Genomic DNA, 13,379 nt, shown 5'->3' on the forward strand with positions numbered 1-13,379 from the left:
CGACGACAGGCACGGCTGGAGCTGGAAACAGACCTTTGAAGCCGCCGGGTCCTCGGGTGAGGCCCCTCGCGGGATGGAGTGCGAAGCGTGCGTGACGATTCGAACGAGTCAGTGAACGGTCTGGATGTCGCCATCGTCGGCATGGCCGCGCGCCTTCCCGGCGCGAAGGACGTGGATCAGTTCTGGAAGAACCTCTGCGACGGCGTGGAGTCCATCCGCGTCTTCTCCGACGAGGAGCTGCTGGCGGCAGGGGTGGACCCCGCGGCGCTGAAGGACCCGAACTACGTCCGGGCCTCGCCGGTGCTGGACGACATCGAGTCCTTCGACGCGAGCTTCTTCAACTTCAGCCCGCTGGAGGCGAAGGTGATGGACCCGCAGCGGCGGCTCTTCCTGGAGTCGTGCTGGCACGCGCTCGAGGACGCCGGCTACACGCCGGAGGGCTACGCGGGGACCATTGGCGTCTACGCGGGCGCGGGGCTCAACACGTACCTCTTGCAGAACGTGCTGGGCGACGAAGCGCTCGTGCGCAACATCGGCCTGCAGCAGCTGCTCATCGCCAGCGACAAGGACTTCCTGCCGACGCACGTCTCCTACAAGCTCAACCTCACCGGCCCCAGCGTCAACGTCAACACCGCGTGCTCCACGTCGCTGGTGGCGCTGCACTTCGCCCGCCAGGCCCTCATCCTGGGCGAGTGCGACATGGCGCTCGCCGGGGGCGTGTCCCTCAACGTCCCGCACCTCGCCGGCTACCACCACGTGCAGGACAGCATCCTGTCCCCGGACGGGCACTGCCGCGCCTTCGACGCGCAGGCCCGGGGCACGCTGTGGGGCAACGGCAGCGGCGTGGTCGTCCTCAAGCGGCTGGCGGACGCGCTCGCGGACGGCGACGACATCCGCGCGGTCATCAAGGGCTCGGCCATCAACAACGACGGCTCCACCAAGGTGGGCTACACGGCCCCCAGCGTGGAGGGTCAGGCGAAGGTCATCGTCCAGGCGCTCGCGACGTCGGACGTGGCGCCGGAGTCCATCAGCTACGTGGAAGCCCACGGCACGGGGACGGAGGTGGGGGACCCCATCGAGCTGGCCGCGCTGACGCAGGCCTTCCGCCTGCACACCGACCGCAAGGGCTTCTGCGCCATCGGCTCGGTGAAGACCAACATCGGCCACCTCAACGCCGCCGCGGGCGTCGCCGGCCTCATCAAGGTCGTGCGCGCGCTGGAGGAGCGCAAGCTGCCGCCCAGCCTCCACTTCCAGACGCCCAACCCGAAGATCGACTTCGGCAACAGCCCCTTCTTCGTCAACACCGCGCTCACGGAGTGGAAGCGCGGGGAGACGCCGCTGCGCGCGGGGATGAGCTCGCTGGGCATCGGCGGCACGAACGCGCACGTCATCCTGGAGGAGGCGCCGGCGCGGCCCGCGCGCACGGAGACCTCCCAGGACGAGCAGCTGCTGGTGCTGTCCGCGCGGAGCCCGGAGGCGCTGGACCGCGTCACCGTCCTGCTGGCGGACCACCTGGAGGCGCACCCGGAGCTGTCCCTGCGCGACGTGGCCTTCACGCTCCAGCGCGGCCGCCGCGCCTTCACGTACCGCAGGGCCGTGCGCGCCCGCACGCTCCCCGAGGCCATCCGTGCGCTGCGGGAGCGCCGGTTCGCGTCCCCGGACGCGGGCTCGGTGCCCGCCTCGTGGCAGGCCCTGCTCGGGCCCTGGCTCGCGGGCGACGAGGTGGACTGGTCCATGCTGCACGACGGCGCCTCGCCCCGCCGCGTCCGCCTGCCGCTCTATCCCTTCGAGCGGCAGCGGCTGTGGGTGGAGCCACGCGCCCCGGAGGCCCAGGCCCCCGTGAAGGACAAGGACGCCTTCTGGCGCAAGCGCCCGGACATGGCGGACTGGTTCTACCGCGCGCAGTGGAAGCAGTCCGCGCTGCCGCTGGAGCCCGTGCCCGCGACGCGCGAGACGTTCCTCGTCTTCTCCGACGGCGCTCCGCTCACCCGGAAGCTCATTGAACGGCTGGGCCGCCGGGGCACGGTCGTCACCGTGACGCCCGGCGCGACGTTCGCGAAGCAGGGCGACGCGGCGTTCAGCCTGCCCGTGTCGGACCGCAAGGCGTACGAGCTGCTGGTGCTGGAGCTGCGCAGCCGTCAGCTGCTGCCGGACCGCGTGCTCCACTTCTGGGGCCTTCAGTCCGTGGACGCTCCCCGCCCCGCCAACGACCTGGACGCGCTGGTGGCCTCGCAGGAGCAGGGCCTCTTCAGCCTGCTGTTCTTCGGCCAGGCGCTGGGACAGCTCGCGGTGACGCGGTCCATGCGGCTGCTCGCGTTCTCCAACGACGTCTTCGAGGTCACCGGCGAGGAGGCGCTGCGCTACGAGCAGAGCTCCGTGTCGGGCATCTGCAAGGTGCTCCAGCAGGAGTACAACAACCTCCACTGCCGCGCGGTGGACCTCTCCGTGCCGGAGGACGGCTCCTGGAAGGTGGACGCGCTGGCGGAGGCGCTGGAGCGCGAGGTGCTGTCCTCCATCGGGGACGTGCTCTGCGCGTACCGGGGCACCCGCCGGTGGATCCAGTTCTACGAGCCCGTGCGCGTGACGGCCGACGCGCCGAAGCCGCCGCTCGTCCACAAGGGCGAGACGTACCTCGTCTACTACGGCCTGGAGGGCATCGGCTTCCTCACCGCCCGGCGCATGCTGGAGCAGGGCGCGCGGCTCATCATCCTGGAGGAGCCGGACTTCCCGGAGCCCGACGCGTGGGGCCAGTGGCTGGGCGCGAAGCGCCGCGAGCCGATTGGCGTCCGCGTGGGCAACGCGGTGGGGCTCCAGGCCGCGGGCCATGACTTCGTCCTGAAGAAGGCCCGGCTGGATGACGTGGAAGCCATGCGGCGCGTGCTGGCGGAGGCCGAGGCGGAAGCAGGCCCCATCCGCGGGCTGCTCCACGCGTCCGGCGCGTCCAACTTCGAGCGCATCAAGCCCCTGCGCGACGCGGACCGCGAGCTGTGCAAGCAGCACTTCGCCTCCATCCCGCACAGCCTGCGGATGCTGGACGAACTCCTGCGTGAGCGCGACCTGCGCTTCCGCGTGATGATGAGCTCGCTGGGCTCGGTGCTGGGCGGCCTGGGCTTCATCGCCATCGCGAGCGCCAGCAGCCTCGCGTCCAACTACACCGTCCTTCAGAACCGCCGGCACGCGCAGAAGTGGGTGGTCCAGTACTGGGACTCGTGGGACATCGAGTGGAAGAAGGCGAAGGAGATCGTCCACCCGTCGATGTACGAGCGGCTGGCGCCCAGCGTCCTCACCGAGCCCGAGGGGCTGGAGTCCTTCCACCGCCTCTTCGCCATCCCGGACTCCACCCAGGTCGCGGTGTGCGCGACGGACCTCCAGGCCCGCTACGACAAGTGGGTGAAGCTGGAGGCCGTCCGGCAGGAGCCCGGCACCGCGGAGGTGCTCAAGCGCCCGGACCTGGACACGCCCTTCGTCGAGCCGCGTGACGAGATGGAGCGCACCATCGCGTCCGTCTACCAGGAGTTCCTGGGCGTGGACCGCGTGGGCGCGGACGACGGCTTCCACGAGCTGGGGGGCCACTCGCTCCTGGCCACGCAGATGGTCTCCCGGCTGCGCGAGGTGCTGAAGGTCGACGTGGAGCTGTTCGTCGTGCTGGCGCACCCCACGGTCTCCAGCCTGGCGGCCCACCTGTCCACCGTGGCATCCGGAGCGCGGGCATGAGTCACCCTGAAAGGAACGCGATGCAGCCCGAGTTGGTGAAGATGAGCGTGGAGGACTTCGAGTCCATGGACGACCTGTCGCTGTGCCGGGCCTGCGTCTGGGACGCGAGCATGAAGATGCGCGGCACCGACAACGAGACGCGCTCACGCGTCTATGGCTCGCTCACGGAAGGGCAGCGCGCGGTGTTCATGTTCTGGGTGCTCAACGCCCGGGGGCCGCGCGGCTTCACGCAGCTGCACGAACAGCTGCCGCACCTGGTGTACGAGGACTCGTTCTGGGACGGGCTGCGCGCCGCCGGCCGGCTGGTGGGCGTGGAGGAACTGGTGACGCTCACCGACGCGTTCCTCGCCCTGCGTGACCAGGACGGCAACGAGGAGGCCATCGCCAGGCTCGACGCCGCGCTCGCCCAGCTCATCCGCCGCGAGCTGCCGCGCTTCTCCGCCTTCATCCGCGCCCATCCGGGCCAGTTCGTGCAGCTGGACAGCTAGGGGACACGGCCATGGGAACGACGTTGATCCGCATGACGCGCCAGGAGCTGGCCTCGCTGGACGACACGGCGCTCTGCCAGAAGTGCGTGCAGCCCGCCGCGCTGGCCATGCGCGGCCGGGGCAGTGACGTGCGCGAGCAGGTGTACGGCTCGCTGACGCCCGGCCAGCGCGCGGTGTTCATGTTCTGGGTGCTCTACGCGCACGGCCGGGGCTGGACGCAGATGTGCGCGGAGCTGCCGCACCTGGTGGGCGAGGACTCGTTCTGGCTGGAGCTCAAGCTGGCCGCGAAGCACCTGCACCTGGACGAGCTGCTGGCCCAGACGCAAGCCTTCGAGAAGCACCTGCGCGAGGCGCGCGCGGCGAACCGGCCCATCCAGGGGAAGGAGCAGGACGACGCGCTCCTGGCCAAGACGCTCGCGCGGGACATCCACACCGTCGCGAGCTACATCCGCGCCAACCCCGGTCAGTTCGTCGAGCTGAAGGACTGACATGCGCCGCGGACCTTCCCCAGCGCACCGCGGGACTCCCCGGCCGGCCACGTTCGAGCGTGCCGGCCAGGGCTCCGCATGGGACCTGCTAGCGCTTGCAGGTCTCCTCGACCATCACCACCCACTGGCCGCCGATGTTGGCCTCGCCGGTGTGGGACATCTCCTTCGCGCTCTTGCGGTGGAAGACGCCGCGGGCGCCGGACTTCATGCCGCCCATGTTGTACTCGCCCACCCAGGTGAAGGTGTCGCCCTGCCAGCCGGCGGACAGCTGCTCGCTGCGGCCACCGAAGTTGTCGTGCCAGAGCGCCAGCAGCTGGTTGCTGGTCGGGTCGAAGCCGAGCGCGTAGTCACCGACCACCGGGAACTGGTTCTTGGCGGTCTTCTTCTCCTCCAGGCGGATGGAGACCCAGAAGCCGTTCAGGTCCTTCTTGCCCGTCCAGGTCGTCTCGATGGGGTAGGAGGGCACGCCCGGCATCGGGACGCGCGTGCCGGAGCACTTCCACTTGCCCTCGAAGTCCTTCAGCTGCGCGAGCAGCGGGGAGGGCTGGGGCAGGGCGGGCGGCGGACCCTGCTGCGCGGCGCCAGCGGGCGGCGCGGCGGTGGTGGCCGCGGGAGCGGCGGTGTTCGCGCCCGGCTTGGCGGCCGGCGCGGCGGGGGTGGCGGGCGTGGCGCCGGGCTTCGCGGCGGGAGCCTGGGGCTCCGCGGCCAGCGCCGGGGCGGAAAGCAGGGTCAGGCACGTCAGGGAGACTGCGAATCGGTTTGTCATGGTCATGGTGTTTTCCTCGGACTACAGGGACGGACCATAACGGCGGGTTTGCGATGACAGAAATTGTTTCGTCACCGGGTACATGTCTGGCAATCGGCACGGGCGACAGGGTTCGGGGGCACAGGTCATGAGCGCGCCATTGGTCTTCCTCTGTTCGGGACAGGGGTCGCAGTACCTGCAGATGGGGGTGGACCTGTACCGCCACGACCCGGTGTTCCGGGAGTGGGTGCTCCGGCTGGACCGCGTGGCGACGCCGCTCATCGGCACGTCGGTGGTGGGGCTCTTGTACGGGGATGGCCGCTCCGGCGCGCCGCTGCCGCGCGCGCTGCACAGCAACGCGTCCATCTTCACGGTGGAGTACGCGCTGGCGCGCTCGCTGATGGCGCGGGGGCTGGAGCCGGCGATGACACTGGGCGTGAGCCTGGGGGAGATCGTCGCGGCGGCCATCGCGGGCATCTACGAACCGGAGGCCGCACTGGAGGCGTGTGTCCGGCTGGCCCGGGCGGTGGAGGGCGCGTGCGAGGCGGGCGGGATGCTGGCCGTCCTGCATGATCCGGCGCTGATGGAGCGCGAGCCCGGCCTCTTCCAGGGCGTGGAGTTCGCGGGACGCAACGACGCCTTCCAGTTCGTGGTGTCCGGCCGCGTGGAGGCACTGCGCGCGGTGGATGCGCGGCTCCAGGCACGGGGCCTCACGACCTTCGAGCTGCCGGTGGCCCACGCGTTTCACTCGTCGTTCATGGACCCCGCCCGGGAGCGCTACCTGGCGGACCTGCGGGGCCTGCCGCAGCGGGCCGCCCGCATCCCCGTGGTGTCCGGCCTGGACGGCGGCGTCCGCCGTGAGCTGCCACCCGAGCACCTGTGGGGCGCCATCCGGGGCCCCATGGCGTTCTCCGACGCCGTGCGCGGGCTGGTGTCGCGCGGCGAGTACACCTTCATCGACGTGGGGCCCTCCAGCTCGCTGGCGAACCTGCTGAAGGCGGGCGTCGCGAAGAGCGGACGCCCCGCGGTGTTCTCCGTGATGACGCCGGCCCACGGCGAGGTGGAGCGCCTGAAGCAGCTGGAGCGCGCGCTCGTGCCTCCTCCCACCGTGTCCTCTCCTCCACTCCAGCATGAGAAGAAAAGCATGATTGCGTACGTCTTCCCGGGGCAGGGCACCCAGCGCAAGGGCATGGGCGCGCGCCTGTTCGAGCCGTACCGGTCGCTCACGGACAAGGCGAGCGACATCCTGGGCTACTCCATCGAGGAGCTGTGCCTCCAGAACCCGGACAACCGCCTGGGGCAGACGCAGTACACGCAGCCGGCGTTGTACGTCGTCAACGCGCTGTCGTACCTGGAGAAGAAGGCGAAGGACGGCGAGCCGGACTTCGTCGCCGGTCACAGCCTGGGTGAATACAACGCCCTCTTCGCCGCGGGCAGCTTCGACTTCGAGACGGGCCTGCGGCTGGTGAAGCGCCGCGGGGAGATCATGGCCGAGGCGAAGGGCGGCGGCATGGCGGCCGTGGTCGGCCTGTCGCGCGAGCGCATCGAAGAGGTGCTGCGCTCGTCGGAGGAGTTCGGCGCGCTGGACGTGGCGAACTTCAACACGCCGAACCAGGTGGTCATCGCCGGACCGGCGGACGTGGTGCAGCGCGCGAGCCCGGCCTTCGAGGCGGCGGGCGCGAAGGCGTACGTGCTGCTCAAGGTGAGCGCGGCCTTCCACTCGCGCTACATGGTCGCGGCGTCGGAGACGTTCCGCCGGTTCCTGGCGGGCTTCGACTTCCAGCCGCCCCGCATCCCGGTCATCTCCAACGTGGAGGCGCGGCCCTACGAAGCGGCGCGGTGCCGCGAGCTGCTCGCCATCCAGATCGCCAGGCCGGTGAACTGGGCGGGCACGGTGCGCTACCTGCTCGCGCAGCCGGGGATGAAGATCGTGGAGGTGGGCCCCGGCATCGTGCTGGCCAACATGCTGAGGGACTTCGAGGGAGAAGTTCCGGCCGCGCCCGTCGCGGCGGCGCCGGCACCCACCCAGGCCTCCGCGCCGTCCGCGCCTTACGTGCCCGTCGCGGCGGCGCCGGCATCCACCCAGGCCTCCGCGCCGTTCATGCCCGAGGCGAGCGCGCCGGTGGCACCTTCGCCCGCTGCTCCCGAACTCCGGCGCAACGGGGTCGTCCGGCACGAGCCGCGTGAGGCGGCTCCCGTGGCGCAGGAAGGCTTCTCCGCGCAGTCGCTGGGCAGCGCGGAGTTCCGGGCCGACCACGGCATCAAGTACGCCTACGTGGCGGGCGCGATGTACCGGGGCGTGGCATCGAAGGAGCTGGTCGTCGCCATGGGCAAGGCCGGCATGCTCGGCTACTTCGGCTCCGGTGGCGTCCCGCTCCGCGACACCGAGGCCGCCATCCTCTACATCCAGCGGGAGCTGTCGCGCGGCCAGGCCTACGGCATCAACCTGCTGAGCAGCCCGCAGAACCCGCAGCTGGAGGAGGACACCGTCGACCTCTTCCTGCGCCACGGCGTGCGCCACATCGAGGCCGCGTCCTACATGGCCGTGACCTCCGCGCTGGTGCGCTACCGGCTGGTGGGGCTGGAGCGCGACGCGCGCGGCAACGTCGTCCCGAAGAACCACATCGTGGCCAAGGTCTCCCGCCCGGAGATCGCGGAGGCCTTCCTGCGTCCCGCCCCGGAGCGGCTGGTGCGGCGCCTGGTGGAGCAGCGGCGCATCACCCCGGAGCAGGCCGAGTGGTCCCAGCGCATCCCCCTGGCGGACGACCTCTGCGTGGAGGCGGACTCCGGCGGCCACACGGACCAGGGCGTCGCGTACGCCCTCACCCCCGCCATCATCCGCCTGCGCGACCGCATGATGACCCAGTACGGCTACGCGAAGCGCGTGCGCGTGGGCGCGGCGGGAGGCATCGGCACGCCGGAGGCCGCCGCGGCGGCGTTCATGCTGGGCGCGGACTTCATCCTCACCGGCTCCATCAACCAGTGCACGGTGGAGGCGGGCACCAGCAACGAGGTGAAGGAGCTGCTCCAGGGACTCAACGTCCAGGACTTCGACTACGCCCCGGCCGGGGACCTGTTCGAGCTGGGCGCGCGCGTCCAGGTGGTGAAGAAGGGCCTCTTCTTCTCCGCCCGCGCGAACAAGCTCTACGACCTCTACCGCTTCCACGACTCGCTGGAGCAGATCGACGCGAAGACCCGCGAGCACCTGCAGACCGCCTACTTCCGCAAGAGCTTCGACGCCGTCTACGAGGACGTGAAGGCCTACTACCCGCCCTCGGAGATTGAGAAGGCGGAGGCCCTGCCCAAGTACAAGATGGCGCTCATCTTCAAGTGGTACTTCGGCTACAGCACGCGGCTGGCGCTGGGCGGCTCCAAGGAGAGCCGCATCGACTACCAGGTCCACAGCGGGCCGGCGCTCGGCGCCTTCAACCAGTGGGTCAAGGGCACGCCGATGGAGCGCTGGGAGAACCGGCGCGTCGCGGAGATTGGCGAGCTGCTCATGCAGCAGACCGCCCAGGTCATCACCGACCGGATGCGCGCCTTCGGTGCGCTTCCGCGCGGCAACGTTCACGCAGCAGCTTGAGCAGGACAGGAACAACGACGATGAGCACGGACCTCTTCCAGGTGATTTCGGAGAACATCCTCAAGGTGCTGCCGGACGTGGACGCGCGGCTGATCACCCCCGAGCGGCAGCTGAAGGAACTGGGCGCGAACTCCATCGACCGGATGGAGATCGTCATGGGCACGATGGAGGACCTGGGCATCAACGTCCCCGTCACGGAGCTCAGCCAGGCCAAGGACATCGGCTCGCTGCTGGGCATCTTCCAGCGGCACCACGCCCAGCGCTCCTGAGTTTCGCACCGTGAGCGACCGCCGCATCATCATCACCGGCATGGGGGCGCTGACCGCCCTGGGCCTCGGCGTGCCCGCGCTCGCGCGAGGCCTGCGCGAGGGCCGCGTCGCCATCCGTGCGCCCCAGCAGCCCGCCCTGGCTGGCCTCCCGGCCGCGGCGGAGCTGGAAGGCTTCACGCTCGCGGAGGCCCTGAAGTCGCTCCCGGAGGGGGCCGGGCCGCTCCTGGAGAAGGCCCGCCGCCTGGCCCAGCGCGCACCGCGCCCCATCGAGTGCGCCACCTTCAGCGCCCTGGAGGCGTGGCTGGACGCGGGGCTGCACACAGCGCCCGTGCCCGCGGAGCGCGTGGGGCTGATCGTCGCGGGCAGCAACCTGTCGCTGCGCCTCCAGCACGACACGGCGAAGAAGTTCGTGGCGAACCCGGAGTTCATCGACCCGCGCTACGCCATGCGCTTCTTGGACACGGACCACGTCGGGGTTCTCAGCGAGGTGCTGGGCATCCGGGGCGAGGGCTTCACCGTGGGCGGTGCGTCCGCCAGCGGGAACGTGGCCCTGCTCAAGGCCTGGCAGCTGCTCCAGCTGGGCGAGGTGGACGCCTGCCTGGTGGTGGGACCCCTGGCGGACCTGTCCCCCATGGAGCTTCAAGCGCTGCACCACCTGGGCGCGCTGAGCCCGGGCGGCGGCCGCGAGGCGGACCAGGTGTGCCGCCCCTTCGACGCCGGGCGCGACGGCTTCGTGCTGGGGCAGGGGACGGCCTGTGTCGTCCTGGAGCGGGAGGACTCGGCGCGCCGTCGTGGGGCTCCGCTTCACGCGGAGTTCGCGGGGGCGAGCCTGGTGCTGTCCGCCAGCCACTCGGCGGCGCCGGACGTCGCGGGCGAGGCCGCGGCGATGCGCGGGGCGCTGGCCCGCGCGGGCGTGGCGCCGGAGGCCGTGGAGTACGTCAACGCGCACGCCACGGCGTCCACCGCCGGTGACGACGCGGAGGTGCAGGCCCTGCGCGAGGTGTTCGGCGGGCACCTGGGCCAGGTGTGGCTCAACGCCACCAAGGGGCTTTTGGGCCACTGCCTGTTCTCCGCGGGCGTCGTGGAGTGCATCGCGACCGTGCTCCAGCTCCGCGAAGGCTTCCTCCACCGCAACGCGAACCTGCGCGAGCCGCTCGCCCAGGACTGCCGCTTCTGCGGCGACGCGGCCACCGCGCAGTCCGTCGGTGTGGCGCTCAGCAATTCGTTTGGTTTCGGCGGCATCAACACGAGCGTGGTCATCCGCAGGTCATGAACGGACACGAGGCGCAGCGCATGGAGTTCGGCATCGAGGCGATGAATGCGTACGGCGGTGAGGCCTACCTGGACATCCGCACGCTCTTCGAGAAGCGGGGGCTGGACCTGACACGCTTCGACAACCTCCTGATGGAGAAGAAGGCCGTCGGCATGCCCTGGGAGGACGCCATCACCAACGGGGTGAACGCCGCCAAGGCGCTGGTGGACGCCCTCACCCCGGAGCAGCAGGCCCGCATCGAGCTGGTCATCGCCTCCACGGAGTCCGGCGTCGACTTCGGCAAGGCCATCAGCACGTACATCCACGACCACCTGGGGCTGCACCGCCGGTGCCGCGTCTTCGAGGTGAAGCAGGCCTGCTACGGCGGCACGGCCGCGCTCCAGATGGCGCTGGGCTTCGTCGCGTCGGGCGTGTCCCCGGGCGCCAAGGCGCTGGTCATCGCCACGGACGAGGCGCGCAACGGCTCGCGCAACACGTACCACGAGCCCTCGCAGGGCACCGGCGCGGTGGCGCTGCTCGTGGGCTCCGAGCCGAAGGTCCTGAGCATGGACCTGGGCGCCAACGGCTACTACAGCTACGAGGTCATGGACACGTGCCGGCCCCAGGTCGGCATCGAGGCGGGCGACCCGGACGTGTCGCTCCTGGCGTACCTGGACTGCCTCCAGAACAGCTTCAAGGGCTACGCGGAGCGCGTGGAGGGGGCGGACTTCCGCACGAGCTTCGACTACCTCGCGTTCCACACGCCGTTCGCCGGCATGGTGAAGGGCGCGCACCGCAAGATGATGCGCGCCTTCGGTGGGCCGGGCCTGGGCGCCGCGCAGATTGAAGAGGACTTCCAGCGCCGCATCGTCCCGGCCACGCGCTACTGCACGCAGGTGGGCAACATCTACTCGGCCACCGTCTTCCTGGCGCTGTGCGGCCTCATCGACCACGCCAACGCGCAGGACTTCCACCGCGTGGGCCTCTTCTCCTACGGCTCCGGGTGCTCGTCGGAGTTCTACAGCGGCACGTTCGACCGGAACTCGCAGCGGGTCCAGGCGCGCTTCGACATCGGCGGGCACCTGGCGCGCCGGCACTCGCTGTCCATGGACGAGTACGAGCGCATCCTCGACCGGAGCATGGAGATCGGCTTCGGTACCAAGGACGCCGAGGTCCAGGTGGGGGACCTGTCCAACCTCTACGCGCGCCAGTTCGAGGGCCGCAAGCGCCTGCGGCTCGTCCGCGTGAAGGGCTTCCACCGGGAGTACGCATGGACCTGAGCGGCCATGGGGGCCTCCAGACGCTGCGCGTGGACGCGGCGGACGGCGTGGTGACGGTGACGATCCACCGCCCGGAGGCGCGCAACAGCATCAACGCCGTGCTCCTGGAGGAGCTGCACGCGGTGCTGGACGCCGTGGAGGCGGACGCGCGCCAGCAGTTGATTGTCCTGCGGGGCCAGCCGGGCACGTTCTGCACCGGCATGGACTTCGACGAGGTGTCCACGCTGCGCCCGGACGCCACCGCCGCGGAGCAGGAGGTGCTGACCCGTCCGTACATGCGGCTCTTGCGGCGCATGGCGACGATGTCGCGGGTGATCATCTCGCACGTGGACGGCGAGGTGCTGGCGGGGGGCGTGGGCTTCGTCGCCGCCAGCGACCTGGTGGTGGCCACGCCGCGCTCGCGCTTCAGCCTGTCGGAGGTGCTCTGGGGGCTCATGCCCGCCATGGTCATCCCGTACCTCATCCGGCGCGTGGGCTACCAGCCCGCGTACCGCATGGCGCTCACCACGCAGCCGGTGTCCGCCGAGGCGGCCCTGGCCATGAACCTCGTCGACGAGGTGAGCGACTCACCGGAGCTCGCGCTGCGCCGGCTGAAGGTACGGCTGTCGCGCGTGCAGCCCGCGACGGTGGGGAACCTCAAGCGCTACTTCCGTCAGGTCTGGGTGCTGTCCGACGAGGTGGAGGAGCTGGCCGTGTCGGAGATCTCCCGGCTGATGGTCCACGGCGACTTCCAGAAGAACCTGCGGGACTTCGTGGAGCACCAGCTGCTGCCCTGGGAAGCGAAGGACCGCTGAGGCGCGGGAAAGGGGGCGTGCGATGGATGACGTGGTGAAGCTGACGGTGGAGGGGAGCATCGCGGTGGTGCGCATGGAGGAGCGCGCCCAGAAGAACACCTTCTCCCGCGCGCTGGTGGAGGGGCTCCAGGGGGCGTTCGCGCAGGTGGCACGGCGGCCGGACCTGAAGGTCGTCGTGCTCACGGGCTACGACACCTACTTCTGCTGCGGCGGGAACAAGGAAGAGCTGCTCGCGATGAACGAGGGCCGGATGCGGTTCACCGACATGGCCTTCTACGACCTGCTCCTGCGGTGCGAGCTGCCCGTGGTGTCGGCCATGCAGGGGCACGGCATCGGCGGCGGGCTGGTGTTCGGCTGCACCGCGGACGTCATCGTGATGGCGCTGGAAGCCGTCTACTGCACGAACTTCATGCGCTACGGCTTCACGCCGGGGTTCGGCGCCACCTGCGTCATCCCCCGGAAGTTCGGCGACGTGCTCGCCAGCGAAATGCTCTTCACGGCGGCCAACTACACCGGCGCCCAGCTCAAGGAGCGCGGCGCGCCCATGCACATCGTCCCGCGCAAGGACGTGCTCTCGGTGGCGATGGCCAAGGCGGAGGAGCTGGCGGACAAGCCGCTCGTGTCACTCAAGCTGTTGAAGCAGCGGCTGACGGCGCGGCTCCGCGCGGAGCTGGCGGACGCCGTCGACGCGGAGCTTCGGATGCAGGAAACGACGTTCACCCTCCCCGAGGTCCGGGAGCGCATCGAAGGTCAGTTCTAGGGAGGC

10 protein-coding genes are annotated in these 13,379 nt (G+C 70.5%); 9 read left to right on the plus strand and 1 reads right to left on the minus strand.

What is annotated here, in order from left to right:
• The first annotated feature begins 87 nt into the window (after nucleotides 1-87).
• The 3 genes from NR792_RS02970 to NR792_RS02980 are packed head-to-tail and all read left to right on the plus strand — an operon-like array spanning nucleotide 88 to nucleotide 4,690.
• Entirely contained in the window at nucleotides 88-3,714 is a 3,627-nt protein-coding gene (locus tag NR792_RS02970) for a beta-ketoacyl synthase N-terminal-like domain-containing protein (RefSeq protein ID WP_375758544.1), read from the plus strand.
• Complete coding sequence (locus tag NR792_RS02975; protein ID WP_375758545.1) at nucleotides 3,711-4,202, plus strand: hypothetical protein; 492 nt, start codon at nucleotides 3,711-3,713, stop codon at nucleotides 4,200-4,202. Before NR792_RS02970 ends, NR792_RS02975 begins: the two co-directional genes overlap by 4 nt.
• An 11-nt stretch (nucleotides 4,203-4,213) precedes the next feature.
• Complete coding sequence (locus NR792_RS02980; RefSeq protein WP_375758546.1) at nucleotides 4,214-4,690, plus strand: hypothetical protein; 477 nt, start codon at nucleotides 4,214-4,216, stop codon at nucleotides 4,688-4,690.
• A gap of 88 nt (nucleotides 4,691-4,778) precedes the next feature.
• On the opposite strand, the gene NR792_RS02985 is transcribed toward NR792_RS02980, so the two are convergent.
• A complete protein-coding gene (locus NR792_RS02985; protein ID WP_375758547.1) occupies nucleotides 4,779-5,456 on the minus strand; it encodes a DUF1579 family protein in 678 nt (225 codons plus the stop codon).
• Between the two features lie 127 nt (nucleotides 5,457-5,583).
• On the opposite strand from NR792_RS02985, the gene fabD reads away from it, so the two are divergent.
• Genes fabD through NR792_RS03015 form a run of 6 tightly spaced genes read left to right on the plus strand, consistent with a single transcriptional unit; the run spans nucleotide 5,584 to nucleotide 13,373 of the window.
• Nucleotides 5,584-9,018, plus strand: a complete 3,435-nt coding sequence (gene fabD, locus NR792_RS02990; protein WP_375758548.1) for an ACP S-malonyltransferase — start codon at nucleotides 5,584-5,586, stop codon at nucleotides 9,016-9,018.
• A gap of 20 nt (nucleotides 9,019-9,038) precedes the next feature.
• The gene (locus tag NR792_RS02995) at nucleotides 9,039-9,287 is read left to right on the plus strand and encodes a phosphopantetheine-binding protein (protein WP_375758549.1); all 249 of its coding nucleotides are present in this window, start codon (nucleotides 9,039-9,041) and stop codon (nucleotides 9,285-9,287) included.
• Between the two features lie 10 nt (nucleotides 9,288-9,297).
• Nucleotides 9,298-10,560: a beta-ketoacyl synthase N-terminal-like domain-containing protein gene (locus NR792_RS03000; protein WP_375758550.1), complete on the plus strand. Its 1,263-nt coding sequence runs from the start codon at nucleotides 9,298-9,300 to the stop codon at nucleotides 10,558-10,560.
• Complete coding sequence (locus NR792_RS03005; protein ID WP_375758551.1) at nucleotides 10,557-11,819, plus strand: hydroxymethylglutaryl-CoA synthase family protein; 1,263 nt, start codon at nucleotides 10,557-10,559, stop codon at nucleotides 11,817-11,819. The genes NR792_RS03000 and NR792_RS03005 overlap by 4 nt, the downstream gene beginning before the upstream one ends.
• Nucleotides 11,810-12,613 (plus strand): enoyl-CoA hydratase-related protein, encoded by an 804-nt coding sequence (locus NR792_RS03010; RefSeq protein ID WP_375758552.1) that lies wholly within the window; start codon nucleotides 11,810-11,812, stop codon nucleotides 12,611-12,613. The genes NR792_RS03005 and NR792_RS03010 overlap by 10 nt, the downstream gene beginning before the upstream one ends.
• Before the next feature lie 22 nt (nucleotides 12,614-12,635).
• Nucleotides 12,636-13,373 (plus strand): polyketide synthase, encoded by a 738-nt coding sequence (locus NR792_RS03015; protein ID WP_375758553.1) that lies wholly within the window; start codon nucleotides 12,636-12,638, stop codon nucleotides 13,371-13,373.
• The last annotated feature ends 6 nt before the right edge of the window (nucleotides 13,374-13,379 follow it).

This window comes from Corallococcus exercitus, from assembly GCF_042231735.1.
Classification (GTDB): domain Bacteria; phylum Myxococcota; class Myxococcia; order Myxococcales; family Myxococcaceae; genus Corallococcus; species Corallococcus exercitus_B.